21 protein-coding genes are annotated in these 19387 nt (G+C 64.4%); 8 read left to right on the top strand and 13 right to left on the bottom strand.

Annotated elements, in window-relative coordinates:
• Positions 1-5: 5 nt before the first annotated feature.
• Positions 6-1043, bottom strand: coding sequence for a transcriptional regulator FtrA (gene ftrA / locus VGO12_RS15530; protein WP_414650729.1), 1038 nt, complete (start codon positions 1041-1043; stop codon positions 6-8).
• An 85-nt stretch (positions 1044-1128) separates the two neighbouring features.
• On the opposite strand from ftrA, the gene VGO12_RS15525 reads away from it, so the two are divergent.
• Together VGO12_RS15525 and VGO12_RS15520 are read left to right on the top strand one after the other, a co-directional pair.
• Entirely contained in the window at positions 1129-1560 is a 432-nt protein-coding gene (locus VGO12_RS15525; protein ID WP_327513642.1) for a rhodanese-like domain-containing protein, read from the top strand.
• Positions 1561-1741: 181 nt separating this feature from the next.
• Complete coding sequence (locus tag VGO12_RS15520) at positions 1742-2260, top strand: GNAT family N-acetyltransferase (protein ID WP_327513641.1); 519 nt, start codon at positions 1742-1744, stop codon at positions 2258-2260.
• 748 nt (positions 2261-3008) lie between these two features.
• On the opposite strand, the gene VGO12_RS15515 is transcribed toward VGO12_RS15520, so the two are convergent.
• Together VGO12_RS15515 and VGO12_RS15510 are read right to left on the bottom strand one after the other, a co-directional pair.
• Positions 3009-4241: an HlyD family secretion protein gene (locus VGO12_RS15515; RefSeq protein ID WP_327513640.1), complete on the bottom strand. Its 1233-nt coding sequence runs from the start codon at positions 4239-4241 to the stop codon at positions 3009-3011.
• Between the two features lie 3 nt (positions 4242-4244).
• Positions 4245-4721, bottom strand: coding sequence for a hypothetical protein (locus VGO12_RS15510; protein ID WP_327513639.1), 477 nt, complete (start codon positions 4719-4721; stop codon positions 4245-4247).
• A gap of 266 nt (positions 4722-4987) precedes the next feature.
• Between VGO12_RS15510 and VGO12_RS15505 the strand changes: the two genes are divergently transcribed.
• The gene (locus VGO12_RS15505) at positions 4988-5713 is read left to right on the top strand and encodes a class I SAM-dependent methyltransferase (RefSeq protein ID WP_327513638.1); all 726 of its coding nucleotides are present in this window, start codon (positions 4988-4990) and stop codon (positions 5711-5713) included.
• A 39-nt stretch (positions 5714-5752) separates the two neighbouring features.
• Here VGO12_RS15505 and VGO12_RS15500 read toward each other — a convergent pair whose 3' ends face one another.
• From VGO12_RS15500 to VGO12_RS15490, 3 genes are all read right to left on the bottom strand, one after another.
• On the bottom strand, positions 5753-6205 hold the full coding sequence (locus VGO12_RS15500) for a hypothetical protein (RefSeq protein ID WP_327513637.1): 453 nt from the start codon (positions 6203-6205) through the stop codon (positions 5753-5755).
• Positions 6206-6373: 168 nt separating this feature from the next.
• Positions 6374-7642 (bottom strand): NAD(P)/FAD-dependent oxidoreductase, encoded by a 1269-nt coding sequence (locus VGO12_RS15495; protein WP_327513636.1) that lies wholly within the window; start codon positions 7640-7642, stop codon positions 6374-6376.
• 152 nt (positions 7643-7794) lie between these two features.
• Positions 7795-8109 (bottom strand): DUF1272 domain-containing protein, encoded by a 315-nt coding sequence (locus tag VGO12_RS15490; RefSeq protein ID WP_327513635.1) that lies wholly within the window; start codon positions 8107-8109, stop codon positions 7795-7797.
• A gap of 73 nt (positions 8110-8182) precedes the next feature.
• Between VGO12_RS15490 and VGO12_RS15485 the strand changes: the two genes are divergently transcribed.
• On the top strand, positions 8183-9190 hold the full coding sequence (locus VGO12_RS15485) for a GlxA family transcriptional regulator (RefSeq protein ID WP_327513634.1): 1008 nt from the start codon (positions 8183-8185) through the stop codon (positions 9188-9190).
• 89 nt (positions 9191-9279) lie between these two features.
• Here the strand turns inward: VGO12_RS15485 and VGO12_RS15480 are convergent, their stop codons facing one another.
• Positions 9280-9744 carry an Lrp/AsnC family transcriptional regulator gene (locus tag VGO12_RS15480; protein WP_327513663.1) on the bottom strand — a complete coding sequence of 155 codons (465 nt, stop codon included), beginning with the start codon at positions 9742-9744 and terminating at the stop codon, positions 9280-9282.
• 187 nt (positions 9745-9931) lie between these two features.
• Here VGO12_RS15480 and VGO12_RS15475 point away from each other — a divergent pair, with 187 nt between their 5' ends.
• Complete coding sequence (locus VGO12_RS15475) at positions 9932-10651, top strand: aspartate/glutamate racemase family protein (RefSeq protein WP_327513633.1); 720 nt, start codon at positions 9932-9934, stop codon at positions 10649-10651.
• A 179-nt stretch (positions 10652-10830) separates the two neighbouring features.
• A complete protein-coding gene (locus VGO12_RS15470) occupies positions 10831-12204 on the top strand; it encodes an HD-GYP domain-containing protein (RefSeq protein WP_327513632.1) in 1374 nt (457 codons plus the stop codon).
• 116 nt (positions 12205-12320) lie between these two features.
• On the opposite strand, the gene VGO12_RS15465 is transcribed toward VGO12_RS15470, so the two are convergent.
• The 4 genes from VGO12_RS15465 to VGO12_RS15450 all read right to left on the bottom strand — a co-directional run bounded on the left by VGO12_RS15465 (position 12321) and on the right by VGO12_RS15450 (position 15308).
• Positions 12321-12689: an NIPSNAP family protein gene (locus VGO12_RS15465; protein ID WP_327513631.1), complete on the bottom strand. Its 369-nt coding sequence runs from the start codon at positions 12687-12689 to the stop codon at positions 12321-12323.
• 12 nt (positions 12690-12701) lie between these two features.
• Positions 12702-13064: a glyoxalase/bleomycin resistance/dioxygenase family protein gene (locus tag VGO12_RS15460; RefSeq protein WP_327513630.1), complete on the bottom strand. Its 363-nt coding sequence runs from the start codon at positions 13062-13064 to the stop codon at positions 12702-12704.
• 57 nt (positions 13065-13121) lie between these two features.
• A complete protein-coding gene (locus tag VGO12_RS15455; RefSeq protein WP_327513629.1) occupies positions 13122-14402 on the bottom strand; it encodes an NAD(P)/FAD-dependent oxidoreductase in 1281 nt (426 codons plus the stop codon).
• Positions 14403-14903: 501 nt separating this feature from the next.
• Positions 14904-15308: a helix-turn-helix domain-containing protein gene (locus VGO12_RS15450; RefSeq protein WP_327513628.1), complete on the bottom strand. Its 405-nt coding sequence runs from the start codon at positions 15306-15308 to the stop codon at positions 14904-14906.
• Positions 15309-15503: 195 nt separating this feature from the next.
• On the opposite strand from VGO12_RS15450, the gene VGO12_RS15445 reads away from it, so the two are divergent.
• Both VGO12_RS15445 and VGO12_RS15440 read left to right on the top strand, forming a co-directional pair.
• Positions 15504-16388: an NmrA family NAD(P)-binding protein gene (locus VGO12_RS15445; protein ID WP_327513627.1), complete on the top strand. Its 885-nt coding sequence runs from the start codon at positions 15504-15506 to the stop codon at positions 16386-16388.
• Positions 16389-16570: 182 nt separating this feature from the next.
• Positions 16571-16954 (top strand): VOC family protein, encoded by a 384-nt coding sequence (locus VGO12_RS15440; RefSeq protein WP_327513626.1) that lies wholly within the window; start codon positions 16571-16573, stop codon positions 16952-16954.
• Between the two features lie 311 nt (positions 16955-17265).
• Here the strand turns inward: VGO12_RS15440 and VGO12_RS15435 are convergent, their stop codons facing one another.
• Positions 17266-18480: a multidrug effflux MFS transporter gene (locus VGO12_RS15435; protein WP_327513625.1), complete on the bottom strand. Its 1215-nt coding sequence runs from the start codon at positions 18478-18480 to the stop codon at positions 17266-17268.
• A gap of 258 nt (positions 18481-18738) precedes the next feature.
• Positions 18739-19362, bottom strand: a complete 624-nt coding sequence (locus VGO12_RS15430; protein ID WP_327513624.1) for a histidine phosphatase family protein — start codon at positions 19360-19362, stop codon at positions 18739-18741.
• Positions 19363-19387 lie beyond the last annotated feature (25 nt).

The raw sequence follows: 19387 nt of genomic DNA, 5'->3' as shown, positions 1-19387 counted from the left end.
TGCGCTTATTCCGCGGCGGCCCTGGCAGGCAGCCCCGCCTCACCCCCCATCCGCCCGAAGGCCACACGGTAGGCGGCGGGGGTGGTCGAAAGCTGCTGGCGGAAATGGTGGCGCAGCGTCTGGGTCGAGCCGAAGCCGGACGCTTCGGCCACCTGCTCCATGCCGAGTGCTGTTTCCTCCAGCAACTGCCGGGCGCGCGCAAGCCGCTCCGACAAAAGCCAGCGCGCCGGCGTCGTGCCGGTCGCCGCCTCGAAGCGGCGAAGGAAGGTGCGCTCGCTCATGCCGGCCGCCTTCGAAAGGGCGGCGATCGAGAAGTCCTCGCCGAGCCGCTCGCGCATCCGGTCGAGAAGCGGCCCAAGCCTCGCGCTCTCGTGCACATCAGGCACCGCCCGCTCGATGAACTGCGCCTGTCCGCCATCGCGATGCGGCGGCACGACCAGGCGGCGGGCGACGCGGTTGGCCGCCTCGCTGCCGAAATCGCGGCGGATCAGGTGCAAACAGAGATCAATGCCGGCGGCACTGCCGGCCGAGGTCAGCACCTGGCCGCCATCGACATAGAGCACATCGGGCACCACCTCGATATCGGGATAGAGCGCCTTCAGCTTGTCGGTATAGCGCCAGTGCGTCGTCGCCCGACGGCCCGATAGCAGCCCTGCCGCCGCCAGGACGAAGACGCCGGAGCAGATAGAAAGCACGCGCGCGCCGCGGGCGTGGGCCTGCCGCAGCGCCTCACAGACCGGCTCCGGCACCGGTTGATCAGCGCCGCGCCAGCCGGGCACGATGATCGTGCCGGCCTGGCCTAAAAGCTCGATGCCACCGTCGGCGACAAAGCGCACGCCGCCGGTCGCCCTAAGCTCGCCCGGATCGACCGAGGCGACGGCGAAACGGTACCAGCCCTCGCCCATTTCCGGCCGCGGCAGGCCGAACATCTCGACGGCGACGCCGAACTCGAAAGTGCAGAGCCCGTCATACGCGAGCGCCACGACGAGCGGATTCTGGAGCGATTGAGAAGCGGAAAACGACTTTGGCATGATCTTGAGCATATATGGCAATGTTGCCAACTGCCAGCCCCGATCGAGCGCTGCTACAGATCTCCTCGTCAACGCGCCAAACCCGAGGAGAACCCCGATGAGCTATGTCACCGAAACCCCTGCCGCTTCCGCCGAGATCGCCATTGCCCACTTTGCGGGACGCCTCAGCGTCGAGACCGATTGCGCCGATGTCGCCCATGCACTGAAGAACGGCGAGCAGGATTTCGTGCTCCTGCATGTGGTCGGCACTGACGCCGCCTATGCCCGCCGTCACGTGCCGGGCGCGATCCACCTGCCGCACCGCCAGATCACCGCCGAGCGCATGGCCGAGTGGGCGCAAGACACCCTCTTCGTCGTCTACTGCGCCGGGCCGCATTGCAACGGCGCCGACCAGGCGGCCCTCAAGCTTGCCCGCCTCGGCCGCCCGGTGAAGCTGATGATCGGCGGCATCACCGGCTGGGAAGACGAGGGCTTCGCCTTTGCCACCGGTGCAGCACCCGGCGAGGCACAAGCATTGCTTGCGGCCTGACAAGGGTACACAGTCCTGAGATTGCGGCCGGGGCGACAAGCACCCGGCCGCTCTGTAGCTCTGTAGCGCTGTGCGTCTTGTCAGCGGGCAAGTTGCTGCAGCGCGTGGAGTTGCCGCATGTTTTGTCCTTTGATGGCTACGACAACAGGACCACGAAAATTGGTTTCAATGAGGTTCCGACATGCCCGCATTGCCCCTCACAGTCCGCCCCTTCGAACGCCGCGACGTCGCCGACGTGCTCAAGCTGATGCGGGGCCTTGCGGTTTTCGAGGGCTACATCGACGATTTTCGAGTAACCGAGGCGGATCTCGTCGAGCACGGGCTCGGTGAAAACCCTCGCTTTGGCGTGTTTGTCGCAGCCCTTGGCGACCGCGTGGTCGGCATCGCCGTCTACTACGTCATTCCCTGGACCTATGACCTGAAGCCGACGCTGGTGCTGAAGGAACTTTATGTCGAAGAGGGAGCGCGTTCGTCGGGCGCCGGCGCTCGGCTGTTCGCCGCGCTGAAGGACCATGCGGCCGCCATCGGTGCGCCGCGCATCAACTGGACGGTGCTCGCGACCAACGACGACGCCAAGCGCTTCTACCGCCGCGAGGGCGCAGACCACGACGCTGACTGGGAACCATGGACGCTACCGGTGAAAACCCTGACCGACGACGGGGAAAACGAAGGAAATGAACGGTTTCCGTGGCAGGACTAATCCCTACGAAACCACTCCTCCGATCGGGTTAGGATGTAAGGCTTTTACCTCTAGCCCGAATTGACTACGAAATCCCCCTTAAATTCCATTGATTTCGAGTCATGGTTTTGCCAAACTGTACTTGCGATTGCGCACCGCAAGTATGCAATCCTCGGAAGAGTATGACATGCTTGTGGCTTTATTGCGGTGCAGTTGCTTTATTAATTTGATTGCGCGCTTGAGCCTCCGTCCCCACGGGGGCTCAATCATTTTTGGGCAAGCGCTGCCTTCCCATCCCACTGATTTTCAAGGCCGCTTCGGCGCCGGCACGAAATTGCGTCCATCCAAGACCGTAATGCGCCGCACGCGCGAACAAGGAAAATTGCCCATCCGTCACGCCCGTGATAATCGCCGAAGGGTAAAGCGAGCATAGGTTGTCGCCCCGACCGGCGACCGCCGCAATGGGGGTGTCAACCCCCAAGCCGCCGCGGCGTCCCACAAAGGCGCGCCTGAAAACCCGGTCTTCGTCTACCTCTTTTTCCGGGCGTAAGCGGGATGGATCCGCGCCTCCCTGCCTGTATCCGGCGCTCGTCCGCCTCGTGAATGGCGCCAGTGAAACCGCGAAAACATGGCCGTTCACACCACTCACTGGGGCTTGCGAAGCGGCCCGCCCGCAAGAATAAGAGGCAAGTGCCTGAAGCAGATCGCGCCATCTGCGCGCAAAAAACCGGCCAGGACTGCTCCTGGCCGGTCACGCTCATCCGCCCTGTTAGTGTCCGCCAAGCACCAGCGTCTGCACCGGCAGCATCAGCGCCTGGATGCGCAGGATCGCCGCATGCACGAGGCCGACGGCATCGACCCCGTGCAGATAGGCCCATTGCAGGGTACTGATCCCGGGCTTGTCCAGCTCGTCGTGGTTGCTGGTATAGGCATTGGCGATGCAGCTGCTGCCGGGCGGCACGTCGTCGAGCACGCCGGGATAAAGCGGCTCCATGACAACAGTGAGCGTACCGGGCTGCGAGAGCTGGGTAACGTCGATCAGCTGGTCGCTGGCGCGCACCTGGCCGGCGGCGATCACGTCCTGCACCTCGGTGACGACAAGGGGGATGATGGTGAAAGGCTTGCCGACGCAGGTCGCCTCCCCGATCATGCCGACCTTCATCACCTGTGCCTCGATCTGCCCGAAGCCGGCAACAAGTCGCGCCCGGCCGGCGTCTGCCGGGACCAGGACACCAGCAGGACGCAGGATCGGGTTGACATACTCGCCGACCCGAAGGGAGAACTGTTGCAGCATGCCGGGCACGCCGGCGCGCACGGTGGTCTTGGAAATGTCGACCGACGCCTGCTTGAGAGCTGCCTCGGCGCTCGCCTTCTGCGAGGGAAGCAACGAGGAGAGCTTCGTTTCCAACGTCTGCTTGTTGGAAACGGCCGCCGTCAGCGCGCCCTTGCGCCCCTCGAGGTTGACCTGACGACGCTCGATCTCGCGCCGGGCGACGACATTGGGGTTGAGCTTGTTCAGCTCGACCTGAGTGTCGTACTCGTCCTGCGCCTGCTGCACGGAAGCCTGCGCCTGGACGATCACGCCATCGGCGGCGACAAGCTCGGTGCGGGCGACGGTCATCTCCGCATCGACCTCGTCGATCTGGCGCCGTGCGACCTCGGCCGTCGCCTCCTGCTCGGAACTGTCGAGCTTGAACAGCGGCTGGCCGGCCTTCACCTTTTCAAAGCGCGTGACGTAGATTTCCTGTACCCGCCCACCGGCTTCCGGCAGCACCGCAACGGTACGGAAAGCAGCGGTCACGTTCTTCGTCGACGGGTGGAAATAGAAGATCAGGGTGATCAGCGATATCGTCAGCACGACGCAGGCGGTGATGCCCCAGCGCAGCTCGAACCAGACCGAGTAGATCGTGATCTCGCGCCCGATGCGTTTTCCCTGGCCGTAACGGCGGAAGAGATAGTCGGGCAGGATGGTCAGCATCGAGCAAAGAATGAACTCGAACATGGCTTATGCCTTCCCTTCCGTCGACGGCTGATCGGGTGACCCGTGGCCGGGCAAGGCGCGCGGCAGCGGCAGCGGCTCGGTTGCCGCCGGCTCCGTCTCGGCAAGCGCCCTCTCGGCCGCGCCAGGCTCGCCAGTCACCTTGCCGGCGATTTTCTCCAGCGAGCCGGCGATCGACGACAGCGGCGAGGAGAAATCGGGGAGGTCGATCAGCGCCAGAAGAAGTGCGGCACCCCAAAGGATGTTGTTGTGTGTAAGCAGCGACAGGAGCGCCAGGACCGCGACCAGCTCGAGCTGGATCTTGTTGGTCTTGTGCGCCATGAGCTCCGGCAAGGAGTGCAGTCGGAGATAGAGCGTACCGAGGGCGAAGATCGCCACGATCAGGAAGATGGCGACGGCAGTGAGCAGCCAGTCGGACTGGCCGGGTGCCGTGATAAAGCCTGGAAGATGATGGATGGCAGCAGGATGGACAGCTTCGGACATTACGCCTCCGCAATTCGGACTGGAGCACGAGAATCGTACATTAGCACACCACTAGAAAACAAAAACAAAAGCTTGCGCGTCAAGCGCAACTTGACCTTGCAGTGCCGCACGGCTTAACAAATCGCCGCATGGGCACCTTGAAGTGCCGCCGGTTTCGAGCAGGATCGAAGCCCGCTTGCTGTTCCCGCGGGAACGGCGTTGGATACCGCGGCGGCCTATCGCGCGCACGAAACTGCGCCGCCCAATGCCGAAAGAAGGAGACCGCCATGGCCCAGAATATCTATGACAAACCCGAATTCTTCGAGGGCTACAGCCAGCTCGGACGCTCCGTCCACGGCCTTGCGGGGGCTGCCGAATGGCCGGCCATCAAAGCCCAACTGCCGGATCTTTCGGGAAAACGCGTCGTCGATCTCGGCTGCGGTTATGGCTGGTTTTCGCGCTACGCCCGCGAGGCGGGTGCCGCCCACGTGCTCGGGCTCGATCTTTCGGAAAAAATGATCGCCCGCGCCAAGGCCGATACGTCCGATCCGGCGATCGACTACCGGATCGCGGATCTCGACCAGCTCGAATTGCCCCGAGAGAGCTTCGACTTTGCCTACAGCTCGCTCGCCTTCCACTATGTCGAGGACTTTGGCCGGCTGGTTGCCACCATCCATCAGGCGCTCGTTCCCGGCGCCCAGTTCGTCTTCACCATCGAGCACCCGATCTACATGGCCTCATTCAATCCCAGCTGGCGGACCACCGATGGCGAGCGCACCTGGCCGGTCGACCATTACTCGGCCGAGGGTCCGCGCTCGACCGACTGGCTGGCCAAGGGCGTCATCAAGCATCACCGCACCATCGGCACGACGCTGAACACGTTGATCGCAACGGGTTTTACCATCCGTCACGTCGAGGAATGGCGGCCGACGGCAGCGCAGATCGAGGAGATCCCGGCGCTCGCGGAAGAAGTCGACCGGCCGATGATCCTGATCGTCAAGGTGCAGAGATAAGGCTGCCACCGACCGCGCGTCGTCACTGGCCTTGCGTTGTCACTGGTTTGAAAAGAGTGCGTCGGTCGCGCTAGCGCGGCACATGTTGGCCATCCCGATCACCAGGGCTTCGCGGCGGGAAACGTTGTCCTTGCCCCAATAAGCCTTTCCGGTTTTTGCTGCCGGCTTGACCGTCGATGCCAGTTGCGACGGCAGAATCTCGTTCATGCAGCCAAGCACGAGCGCCCGCACCGCCTGAATGCCGCATTGAGCCCCGCGCGCGTTCAGGCGGCCTTGCGGCATTTCCTTCAGCCGGCGGTCCAGTCCTTTGAGCAGGAAGGCACTTTCGTCGTGAAGAAATGCATTCGTTGCGAAGACCTTCTGCAGCCGGGCACGCTCTGCCGAGTAGCTGACCTTTGCACAGGACGGAGCCGCCTCGCCCGGCGATGCGCTAAAACCGGCAAGCACGAAGGTTATGGCAAACAGGGTGCCCAAAGGCTGGCTTTTCGTCACGGAGATCTCCGACTCAACTGGCATGAGAGGGGAACCATAGAGACGTAAGGACCACCTAGAAAGTGCATCTCTCTGCGCGGCACACCTCTCGCGAGGTGCAATGCCGCAGCTTACCGGCGTCAGCGCGTTCGATCTCAGGCGCTGGCAGGAAGATATACGCGCTAGCCTCTACCCCTTCTCCTTCAGCGTCTCCTTCTGGGTGATCAGCCGGGCGCTGTGCTGGCCGCTCAAATAGGTCCAGAACCAGCTCCAGGCGACGGCGAAGCGGCTGCGGGTGCCGATCAGGAAGTAGATGTGGGCGATGCCCCAGATCCACCAGGCAAGCGCGCCCTTGAGCTTGAAGCGGCCGAAATCGATGATCGCGGCGCGGCGTCCGATGGTGGCGAGGCTGCCCTGGTGGCGATAGCGGAAGCCTTCGGGCACAGGCTTACCGTCAAGCCGCGCCCGGATCACCTTGGCGACATAGGAACCCTGCTGCTTGGCGGCCGGCGCAATGCCCGGCACCGGCTTGCCGCCGTCATAGGTGACCGAAGCCGTGTCGCCGATGACGAACACGTCGGGATGATCAGGAGCCGTCAGGTCGGCGCCGACGATCGCCCGGCCGGCGCGGTCGGCCGGGATCGCTAGCCAGCGCGCCGCCGGCGACGCCTGCACGCCGGCGGCCCAGACCAGCGTGCGGCTGGCGACGAATTCGTCGCCGATCATGACGCCCTCTTCAGTGCAGGATGTGACCGGCGTGCCGGTGCGGACTTCGACGCCGAGCCGCTCCAGCTCCTTGACGGCATAATCAGAAAGATCCTCGCTGAAGGCGGCGAGAATGCGCGGGCCCGCCTCGACCAGGATCACCCGCGCCTTGCGCGTGTCGATGCGGCGGAATTCGTCGGGAAGCGTGCTGTGCGCCATTTCGGCGATGATGCCGGCAAGCTCGACGCCGGTCGGCCCGGCGCCGATGATGGTGAAGGTCAGAAGTGCATCGCGCGCGGCCGGGTCGTCTTCGAGCTCGGCGCGCTCGAAGGCAAGCAGCACGCGCCTTCGGATCGTCGTTGCGTCTTCGAGCGTCTTCAGGCCGGGAGCGAAGGGTTCCCATTCGTCGTGACCGAAATAGGCGTGCGTCGCGCCGGTCGCCAGCACCAGCGTGTCGTAGGCGATACGGCTGCCGTCCCTGAGCATGACGACCTTTCCGGCCTCGTCTACATCCGTGACCTCGCCAAGCAGCGTCGTCACCTCGGGCCGGTCGCGCCAGAGGCTGCGGATCGGCCAGGCGATCTCGGACGTCGCGATCAGCGTCGTTGCAACCTGGTAGAGCAAGGGCTGGAAGAGATGATGGTTGCGCCGGTCGATGAGGGTGATCTTCACCGGCGCGCCGGCAAGCTCCTTGACCAGCTGCAAGCCGCCGAACCCACCGCCGACGACGACCACATGATGCCTGTCCTGCATGTCTTGTTTCCAGTCGGCTCCGCGACCGGCCTTCCGTTGGACTAGCTACAACTTGGAGGTTGCAGCCGCCAAGGACAAGCGCCGGCGCCTCATGTCTCCCTTGCAAAAAGTCAAGAACAGCGTTCCCGAGTGGTATCGGAGTGCAGAAACCGTCAACGCTCATCCGGCGCAAGATGCCGGATCCGCGCCACATGCGCCTTGATCTCCTCTGCACTGAAGGGCGAGTGACGACGCACGTCGCTGGCGGGATCGAAGCCGAGGCCCAATCGCTTCTCGGGACGCCATGACCGTGCCGGCCGGATGGGCCGGGGCGCAATCCCGCCGCCACAGGTCGGGCAGACATTGTGAAGCACCGTTTCGACGCAGTTGGCGCAATAGGTGCACTCGTAGGAGCAGATGCGCGCATCTACCGAGCCCGGTGGCAGGTCGCGGTCGCACAGTTCGCAATTCGGTCTGAGTTCAAGCATGGCCGGCTCCAAGGGGCAGCAGTTGGGATCTGCCTTCTTGCTCCCACGAAAAGCGACTGGCATAAATGACAACATGCCCTCTTTTTACGCCAAACCCGAAGAGACCGTCCGAACCGTCGCCATCGTGCTGTTCGACCGCACCAAGCTGATCGATGTGACCGGGCCGCTGCAGGTCTTCAACGACGCGCGCCTGCCATCGGGCGCAAAGGCCTATGCCATCTCGCTCCTCTCGGAAGCCGGCGGCCCTGTTCTCACTGACACCGGTTTCGCGCTCGAAACGCTGCCATTTTCGCATGCGGTATCGGCACCGCCCGACACGCTGCTGGTCTCCGGCGGACAAAGTGCGCTTGAGGCAGCGGCTTCGGCGGCACTGCTCGGTTTTCTCGCCGAGATGGCGCCACGGAGCCGCCGCCTCGGCTCGATCTGCCTCGGCGCCTTCATTCTCGCGCGTGGCGGACATCTGGATGGACGGCGGGCGACCACCCACTGGGAGGATTGCGCCCGGTTCCGGCAGGACTTCCCGGAGATCGACGTGCGCGAGGATTCGATCTACGAGGAGGACCGTGGTGTCTGGACCTCGGCCGGGGTGACCGCCGGCATCGACATGGCCCTGGCGATGGTCGAGCGTGACCTCGGCCGCGACGAGGCGCTGAGGCTCGCCCGTTCGCTGGTGCTTTATGTCAAGCGCACCGGTGGCCAGCGCCAGTTCAGCGCCGCTCTTCACCAGCAGATGAACAGTCGAAGCGATCGGTTCGACACCTTGCTGGGAGCGGTTCGCGCCGACCTTCAGGCGGATCTCTCGGTTCCCCGTCTTGCCGGCATGGCGCATATGAGCGAACGCAATTTCTCACGCCTCTTCACCGAGACGATGGGCGCAAGTCCGGCGCAGTTCATCGAGGAATTGCGGGTTGAAGCCGCCTGCGACGCCCTGGAGCGGGGCGAAGCGACGGTCGCGGGGGCACCATTCCTGTTCGGCTTTGGAAGCGCTGAACGCATGCGCCGCTCCTTCCAGCGACGCAAGGGCATATCGCCCTCCGACTATGCCGCCCGCTTTGGCCCTGAGCGCCCGAAGGCATCTTGAACAGCCCATCGGTGCAGATCGACCACCAGCCGTACAGCGGCAAAGTCACGGCCCTCAGTCGGGCTCGGGTCATGACCCGCCATTACATCCTACACCGCATAGTCGACCGGCACCGCGGTGCCGCTCTTTAGGATTTCCATCGAGATCGAGGCGGACACATCGAAGAGTTCGACCTTGCGCACGATCTGCTTGTAGACCACGTCGTAGTGTTCGACCCGCGGCAGCACGACCTTGACGATATAGTCATAGTTCCCCGTCAGGCGATGGGCCTCGACGATTTCAGGGATGTCGCTGATCGCCTTGCGGAAGGTTTCAATCCACTCGTCGGAATGGTGCGCGGTCTTGATCAGCGCGAAGACGGTGGTCGGCACACCCATGCGCTCGCGATCGAGCACAACGATGCGACGGGCAATGTAGCCCGCCTCCTCCAGCCGTTGGATCCGGCGCGAACAGGCAGACAGCGAGAGATTGACCTTCTCCGCCAATTCGCCGACCGCGACACTGCCGTCCTGCTGCATGAGCGCAAGCAGCTTTCTGTCCCTGTCATCAAGCACGCCGATCCCTCCTGCATTCAACGCCATCGCAGCCATATGTTTGCGCATATCTCCATAAATGCGCAAATTTTTCGCGCTAAATTCGGTCCATGCACTGATCAAAGCGAACCATTCCGGCGTCGCCTGCGGCATAGTTCCGCCCATCGAACAAGCGCCCTTACGGACGCGACAGCAGCGGGCAAGGAGAATGGTGATGCGCAAGATCGGTCTTATCGGCGGCATGAGCTTTGAAAGCTCCTTGGTCTATTACCGTATGGTCAACGAGGCGGTTCGCGAGCGGCTGGGCGGCCTGCATTCTGCCGAGGTTCTGCTGCACTCCGTCGACTTCCAGTCGATCGTCGACCTGCAGAAGGCCGGCCGCTGGGACGAGGCCGCCAGCCGACTTGCGGCTGTCGCCCGCGGTCTTGAAGCTGCTGGCGCCGACTGCGTGCTGATCTGCACCAACACCATGCACCTGATCGCCGACAAGGTGCAGGCCGCGATCGACATTCCGCTGCTCAACATCATCGACGAGACCGCCCACCGCCTGAAGGCCGGAGGCAGCCGCAAGCCGCTGCTGCTCGCCACCCGCTACACCATGGAGCACGGTTTCTACGCCGAGCGCATGCGGAGCCACGGCATCGACATCATGGTGCCGGATGCCGATGGCCGCGCGCTCACCCACAACGTCATCTTCGACGAGCTTTGCGCCGGCAAGGTCCTGCGCTCCTCCCGCCGGGCACTGATCGACCTGATCGACAAGGCAGAAGTCCAAGGCGCCGATGCCGTCATCCTCGGCTGCACCGAGATCTGCCTGACGCTCGACCCGCGCGCCCTGCCACTCCCGGGCTTTGATTCCACCGCAATCCATGCGGACGCGGCAGTGGCGTTCGCCCTCGGCCGGCAGGATTTCTGCCGCGCCGCCTGAGACAGGCTCAAGCCACACCCGGCGCACCACGGAGGCCCGTCCAGGCCTCTCATATGCCTGGTCCGCGACCTTGTGCGCGGGCCATTTTCCGCTCCCACGGCCTCGCCTGCCACGCACTAAGCCGACCTTAACGCCTTGTCAGCTAAGGAAAGCGTGCAGGGATGGAGGATCGCGCGACAATGGCAGCGACATCGGGGGAAGAGCGTCAGCCGCAACAGTTGCGGCTCGCGGAGATCGTCAGCGCGCTCAGTTATGCGCTCGACCTGACGGACGGCCAGCCGGCGGGCCACAGCGTGCGCTGCTGCTGGATCGGCATGCACCTTGGCGAAAGGCTGAAGCTGTCCGACGCAGAGAGGCACGACCTCTACTATGCCCTGCTTTTGAAGGACCTAGGCTGCAGCAGCAACGCTGCCCGCATCTGCAAACTGTTTGCCACCAGCGACCATGACTTCAAGCGCAACGCCAAGCTGATCGACAACAGCTTCACGCAGGTGCTCGGCTTCATCGCCGCCAATACGGCGGTGCGCTCCGGCCTTGCCGTCAAGCTCCGCACGGTCTTGAACCTGGCGATGAGCGGCGGCAAGATCGATCGCGAGCTGATCGAAACGCGCTGCGAACGCGGCGCGGAGATCGCGCGCCGGATGCGCTTTTCCGAACCGGTGGCGCAAGCGATCCTCGATCTCGACGAACATTGGGACGGACGCGGCCAGCCGCTCGGGCGCAAGGGCGCGGAGATCTCGCTGCTCGCGCGGATCGCGCTCGTTGCCCAGGTGGTCGATGTCTTCAACATAACCGCCGGGCGCAAGGCCGCCTGTCGCGAACTGCGCCGCCGGGCCGGAAAGTGGTTCGACCCCGCGCTCGCTTCCGCCTTTGAAGAGATCGCCGCCGATCCCGCGTTCTGGTCGGCGCTCGAGGACCCCAAGCTCGACACGCGGGTGTTCGCGCTCGAGCCGGCCGGGTTTTCCCGCGACGTCGATGACGGCCTGCTGGACGATATCGCCGACGGCTTTGCCCAGGTGATCGACGCCAAGAGCCCCTTTACTAGCGGCCACAGCAAGCGCGTGGCGCTCTTTACCGACCTGATCGCCACCGAGCTCGGCCTCAGCCGGGCGCGCAAGCGCTGGCTGGTGCGCGGCGCGCTGCTGCACGATATCGGCAAGCTCGGCGTGTCCAACGAGGTCTTGGACAAGCCCGCCAAGCTCGACCCTGAGGAATGGTCGGCGATGAAGAACCACCCGGATCTCGGCGCGGCCATCCTGGAGCGGATCGATGCCTTTGGCAGGCTCGCCACCATCGCCCGCAACCACCACGAAAAGCTCGACGGCAGCGGCTACCCATGCGGCCTGTCCGGCAGCGATCTCGATCTCGAAACGCGCATCGTCACGATTGCCGACATTTTTGACGCGCTGACGGCCGACCGGCCCTACCGTGCCGCGATGCCGGCAGCAAAGGCACTGGCGATCATGGCCGCCGATGTCGGAACCGGCCTTGACCCTGTCTGCTACGACGCACTGACGCGCGCTCTTCAGGGGCTGGAAGCAAAGGCTGCCTGAGCGATCGAGATCATCCCGGAAAAACAGCGAGATACGGCAACTTGCCGACTCTTTTTGGGAACGGCAGGCGCGACCCTGCGCCTTGATCGATCGAGCGAACGGGCGCCCCGTCGCTGCTAGTCTGTTCGCGCAAGCGGCTGCAGGAAGATGCGCTCGTAGCTCACGAACGGCGGATCGGCGGCGTAACGCGCATTCGCCGCCACGCCGTCCGGATCCGTGCCCAAGGCATGGCGATAGCGACGATAGGCCACCTCGTCCGGAAAGGTGAAGAGCGCCACGGCGATATCGCCGGCGCCCTCCTCGCCCACGCCCGGAAAGCTCGTGCCGACGCCCTCAGGCTTTTCGCGCGGCACAAAATAGCCGTGATGGGTTCCACCGTGGCGCTCGATGAGCGCCACCCAGGTCGACGCATAGACCTCGAATTCCGCCATCCGGCTTTCATCGATGCGGTAACGGATTTCGCATGTGACAGGTGTCTTCGACATTCAGCCTCCATCTCATCCGGGCCGTGGCCCGCGAAGGCCGATGCAATTGCCGAAGGGATCGCGGACCTGGCACATCCACAGCCCCTCCTGGATCGCCATGGGACCACGATAAAGATGCGCTCCCAGCGCTTCGAAATGGGCAAGGGAACGGTCGAGATCCTCGACCGTCCAATAGACGACCGACCCGGCGGGGCCGCTTGCCACCTTCTCGTCGGCCTGGACGATTTCGAGATCGATCGAGCCGACCCTCAGATAGCTGAAATCGAACGCTTCGAGCCACAGGCGTTCGGCCTCGGGGAACGCGCGCGCGTACCAGGCAAGCCCCGCTTCCGGATCGGGCACGTGAACGAGAATGGCCGCAACGCTGTTTGTCATCGAAACCTTCCGGCTGATTTCTGGTTGCCCCGCTTGATACAGGATTCGCGCGTCCTATCAGGTGGGAATCGCACGGGCGCCGAGATGCCCGCGCGCATCCGGAGCCGCACGAACCGCATGCCAGTCGCTTTCGGAAAGTCCCGCCGAGCGGAACGGATCGATCAGCGTGCCCGAGACGATAGAGGCAAGCAGCGCCCTGATCGGCGGCGTGCGGGCGACGGTCGCCACCAGCCGATCGCGCACCCAGGCGAGAGCCGCCGAATCCGATTGGTAGAACGGCGTGAAGGCGAGCGACAGAAGCTGGAACAGTTGCACGTGGTTGCGCCGTGCCGCCGCATAAGCCGCAAGCGCCGCGTCAAGATCCGAGTCCCGGTCGAGCGCGTGCGCCAGCGCCGCAACGTCAAGCAATGCCATGTTCGCGCCCTGTCCGAGCTGCGGACTGGTCGAATGGGCGCTGTCGCCGATAAAGGCAATCCGCCCGGACACCGGCGGGTGCATGGTGCGATGGGCATAGCGGGCAAATGTCAGTTGCTCCCAGTCGTCGATCTGGTCGAGCAACGGCGCGCAGTCCGGCCAATAGCCGAGGAGGACCGCCTTCCAGCGATCGAGGCCCTCCTGCCGCACGGCGTCCAGATGCGCGGCCTTCAGGCTCCAGAAGAAGGCGACACGCCCCTTCTCGCCTTCCCGAGCCCTGCCGGCCGGCAGGATGCCGATCATCACCTTCGCCCGGTCGTAGCGCTGCACGAGCGCGTGGCGGTCATGGTGGAGGCCGTCGCTGTCGAGCGTCGCCCAGAAGGCGCCATAGGCAAGTTCGCGCACCTTGGGTGCGCGCGGCGAGCCGGCCGCCAGCGCCGAGCGCGTGCCGCTCGCGTCAATCACAAGGTCGTAGGCGCCCGCCTCTCGGCCGCTCGCGTCGAGAAGGACCGCCCGGTCGCCGACAAGCCTGATATCTGTCAGCGTGCAGCCGGTGCGAAGGGGCAGGCCAGCCTTAACCACGGCGTCGTGCAGCGTATGAAACAGCGCTGCCCGCTGCACCGCCAAGCCGAAGCGGCCACCCGAAAGAGCGTCATAGCGCACGTCGAGCACGGTCCGGCCGGACTTGGCATCCGCGCCATAGAGCCTGTCGATCCGGCTGCCCAGCGCAAGCATCGGCTCCAGCAGGCCGAGCGTGTCGAGCACGCTCAGCCCCGTCGGCTGCAGCATCAGGCCCGAGCCGACCGGCGACGCTTCGTCGAAACGCTCGACAATCTCCACCTGATGACCGCGCCGCGACAACATCAGTGCCGCTGCGAGCCCTGCCGGGCCGGCGCCCGCAATGCCGATCTTGAGTGTCTTCATGGTTCCTCGGGCATGGCGCAGTCGGTCGAAGCGCCGAAGTTCGTCTGCCGACAAACCATAGGGAAAATCAATGGGCTACCGCAAGATGCCGGCACCGGGACATGGCGTCGCGCTTGACGCAACGTGAGCCAATTGTCGTAGCGCTACGCCTCATCCGCGTAATGATGCCCCTTCACCTGCCCGTGGCGGCTTGCCCCTCATCCGGCCTGCCGGCCATCTTCTCCCCGCCAAGCGGGGAGAACGAACGTTGCGGCACGCGCTCGCTTCGCGTCGCCAACGTCGAACGCGGCGCGATCTGACGGCAACCCCGACTGGTTGCGCCGCCATAGGCCAAGTCCCCTCTCCCTCGCCTGCGGGGAGAGGGTAAGTCCTCGGGTTAAACCCCAAGAGAGGGGCAGATCCGAGCATAGGGGCAAGCGCAGCCAAAGATGGACGGAACGACAGCGAAGAATTGCAAGCGCCGCCCATTGGACCCGCTGGCGTCGCCGCAAACGTGACGCCTCACGCCTGCGCGTCATACTCCGTGCGCGCAGCCCGGATCGCGCCGTGGTTTTCCACCGACCAGTCGACGAAATGCTTGAGCAGGCCGAGCAGCGAGCGGCCGAGGTCGGTCAGTGCGTATTCCACGCTTGGCGGCTGGGTCGGGTAGACGGTGCGGTGGAGGTAGCCGTCGCGCTGCAGGTCGCGCAGGGTCTGGGTCAGCATGCGCTGGGAAATGTCTGGGATCAGCCGGCGAAGCTGCGAGAAGCGCAAGGGGCCATCGGCGAGCGACAGGATCATCAGCGAGTTCCACTTGCCGCCGATATTGTCCATGACATCGCGGACCGGGCAGTTTTCCATATCCATCGGAACGCCGCAGACCATCGCCACGCGCTTGCCCTTCACCTCGCCTGTCAGCTTGTTCATAGGCGGTACCCTTTCCGTAACCACGAGAGAAAAAACTGCCTCCTTTACGCTGTACCGAGATTACGCGATAAGAGCAAGTCTCAAAAAGAGACCATATCCCGCGCCCTCCCAAGGCGGCGGCATCGAGACGGGAAAGGAATGTAGAGGCAGCCGCCCGAGTATCCCGACCCGGTTTAAAGAGGAAAAGGAAAGTCCATGTCCGATACATTGCTCGTCACCGGCGCAACCGGTCAACTCGGCAAGCTGGTGCTCGATGTGCTGCTGGCGTCCGGCGTCGAACCCGCGCGCATCATCGCCACCAGCCGCGACATCGCCAAGCTCTCCGATTACACGGCCAAGGGCGTACAGGCCCGCGTCGCCGACTTCGACGACCCCGCCTCGCTCGAGGCGGCCTTTGCCGGCGCCGGCCGGATCCTGATCATTTCCACCGATGCACTCGACCAGCCGGGCAAGCGGTTGAAGCAGCATCTCGCTGCCGTCGCAGCCGCCCAAAAGGCCGGCGCAAAGCACATCCTCTATACCTCGATGCCGAGCCCCGAGACCTCCGTCATTCCCTTTGCCCCCGACCACCTCGGCACGGAAAACGCCATCAAGGCGACCGGCATACCCTACACGATCCTGCGCAACGGCTGGTACATGGAGAACCTGTTCATGGCGCTGCCGCACGCGCTCGAGACCGGTCACTGGTATTCCGCGTCCGGTCAAGGCCGCCTCGCCCACATCGCCCGCGCCGATGCCGCCAAGGCGGCGGCCGCAGCACTCGCCTCCGCCACGAACGAGAGCCGTACCTACACGCTGACCGGCGCAGAGCTGCGTACGACCGACGAGATCGCCGCCCTCGTCGCCTCGGCGACCGGCAAGCCGCTCGACGTGGTGCATGTCTCCGACGAGGCGCTCGCCGGCGGCCTGAAGAGCGCGGGCCTGCCCGAGTTCCTGATCCCGATCGTCGTCTCCTTCGACACCAACACCCGCGAAGGCCACATCGACATGGCGACCGCGGACGTCACGACGCTGACGGGCGCGGCACCGGCAAAGCTCGCGGCATTCCTTGAAGCGAGCAAGGCGCGACTGGCCGGCTGAGTCTGCGCGAAATATGCAGGGGCCCGGCGTTTCGAGCCGGGCTCTTGAACCGGCAAGAGGAACATGCCGGTCCTCCTTCCTCAGCGTTCCGCCTGCCGCCGCGGCAATTTTGTTCTTGTTTTGTTCCGATCCATGCGCTATGAATTCCCCTGTCTTCACCGCCGCCGAAATGGGGGAACATCATGAGCGCTTATGTGACCGTGGGTGCATTGGACTGTACCCGATCGAATGCCTTCTACGACGCCATTCTTGCGACCATCGGATGGAGCAAGCATGTCGATTTCCCAGACTGGCGCGCCTATTCCGAAGGCGGAACCGGCAAGGGCTTCGTGCTCTGGGTCTGCAAGCCTTTCGACGGCGAGCCGGCAAGCGCCGGAAACGGCGCCATGGTCGGCTTCATGGCCAAATCCCCCGCGGAGGTGGATGCCTTCCACCAGGCCGCCATGGCCAATGGCGGGGCGGACGAGGGTGAACCGGGGCCACGCCCGCATTATGGGCCGGACTGGTACTCCGCCTACATGCGCGACCCCTCGGGCAACAAGATTTCGGTCGTCTACAACGGCTAGGCCTGCCGTTGCGGATGCAACGGATGGGCGGCGACGACCTGCACTGATCAATGCACGGGGTTGCGGGACGCGAAACGAGGGATCGCGACCATGCGTTGGCAGATTTGGCGGATCTCTTTGGCAGATCCCTTTGGGGCTTGTTCCCCTGGGGTGTCTGGACGGACCGTGCGCAGGGGCCGCGCCTGCTGCACGGTCCGCCCGGATTTCGCGCTGCCGTAAGCGCCGTGCGTCCAGCGAGCGTGCAACGCGCCGGCACCTTGTTTCAAGACACTCCTGCCGCCCTTGGGCGATGGCCCTTGACGGCAGGTGGGCTAGCGGATCGCCTCCACCGGCGAGGCGTCCGACCGCAGCGCGATCCGCGAGAGAACCAGCGCGCCGCCGCCGGCAAGAAAGAAGCCGGCCGACAGATTGAGCACCGTGCCGTCGTAAAACGCACCGAGCACGACCGCAAACAGGGTCGCGATCAGGCTCGATCCGGAAGCGATCAGCGAGGCGCCGAGCCCGGCGACGGCGCCGAGCGAGCGCATTGCCATGGCGTTGAGGTTGCCGAACAGCACGCCGATCGCAAAGAAGGCGGCAAAGCCGAGCACCATCAGCAAAAAGAGTGGTGGGCGGCCGGCCCAGACCGCGGCCGTGGCGAGCATTGCAAGCCCTGCAAGCGCCAGGCCGATGAAACCATGGTGCGCCATCCGCTCTGCTCCGAAGCGCTGCACGAGTTTCGCATTGAGAAACGAGGCGAGCCCGATGCCGGTCGCCAGCATCGCAAAATAGAGCGGGAAGGTCTGGCCGATCCCGTAGGCGTCGAGGAAGAGGTCGGCGGCGGTGCTGAGATAGAGGAGCTGCGCGCCGAAGACGAGCCCGGTCGCAACGATCAAGAGCACCACGCGACGGCTGGACAGGATGCGACGCCCGTTTGAAAGAAGAAGCCGCGGACGAAGGGAAATGCGTCTGTCGGCGGGCAGGGTTTCCGGCTGCCGCAGCACCAGCCACAGCCCGAGCATGGCGGCCACCGCGAGATAGACGGCAAAGATGCTGCGCCAGCCGAAGGCGGCGATGATGCCCTGGGCCAGGCTCGGCGCCAGCATCGGCACGAGAATGAAGAGCGTGAACATGAACGACATGACGCGCGCCATCTGATCGCCCTCGAACTGGTCGCGGATCATCGCCCGCGTGGCGATCTTCGGTCCTGACACGCCGATACCCTGAAGGAAGCGGCCGAAAATGACCATTTCGAGCGAGCCGGCCAGCATCGCGATCATTGTTCCGAGCGCATAGACGCCAAGCCCGAGAACCAGCGCCCTCTTGCGTCCGATCGCGTCGCAGAGCGGCCCGAGCAGAAGTTCGCCAAACGCCATGCCGAAGATGAAAAGCGAGATGATGTGCTGGGTCGACAGCGGCGGCTGAACACCCACCTCCGCGCCGATCTGGCGCAATCCCGGCAACAGCGCGTCGATGCTGATGGAGGTGAGCGAGGTCAAGAGCGCGTAAAGCACGATGCGCTCGCGGAAACTGGGCTGAAATGTCATCGGTTGCACAGTATGGGACAGGATGAGCTCGACCTATAAAGCAATCCGAGGAAAAACGGGAAACGGTTTTCCGTCCGGAACTGCGTTCTTTCAAAGAGATGGACTGCGTCCCTGTTTCGAAGAAACGATGAAACAGCCCGATCCCTGCCCTGGATTTGCACGCGTGACGCGCGAGATCACCGCAATTTTGCGATCCCCGCGGATCGGTTTGCGGTCGCGCGCCGCCATCTCACCGGCAACGCTCGGCCGGGCGTGCCGTCAGTCCTGCAGGTGCGAAACATCCGCCAGGCCGACAACGGCGCGATTGCGGAAAAAATCGTCCTGACGCAGATGCGTGATGCTTCCGGATTTCGCCGGAAAGCTCAGGAACCCCGTCGCCTCGATCGGCACCTTCATCCAGGCGGCGATCACCAGCGTCAGCGTGAAGCCGTGGGTCACGATGATCTGCGTCTGACAGGATCTCGCGATGATGGCATCGATGGAGGGAAAGACCCTGAGCGCCACGTCGCGGCGTGTTTCCGCGCCGTCGATACCGCAGGGATGATCGAGCCTGTCGTGATCCGGGGCCGGCAGATAGCGCGTGTCGAGCCAGGCTTGAGGCTTGCCGCCCGCGTCGCCGTAGCTGATCTCGCGAAGCGCCGCAGTCTCTGTCACCGGGCACGACAGGCGCGCGGCGATGATACCGGCGGTTTCGCAGGCGCGTCGAAGATCCGACGTAAAGATCTCGACGTCCCGGCCGCCGGCAAGCACCGCCAGACGTTCCGCCGTTGCGGCCGCGTCGCGCCGACCGCGCTCCGTCAGCGAGGTGTCGTACCAGCCGCCCACCCTGCCCTCGACGTGATGGATCGACTGCGTATGGGTGACGACGAACAGATCTTTCATGGCATCGTTCAGGCGAAGCTGGGCG

Source organism: Ensifer sp. (assembly GCF_035999135.1).
In the GTDB taxonomy this organism is placed as follows: domain Bacteria; phylum Pseudomonadota; class Alphaproteobacteria; order Rhizobiales; family Rhizobiaceae; genus Ensifer.
Note: the sequence above shows the minus strand (reverse complement) of the source record. Positions and strands in the feature narration are given on the sequence as shown.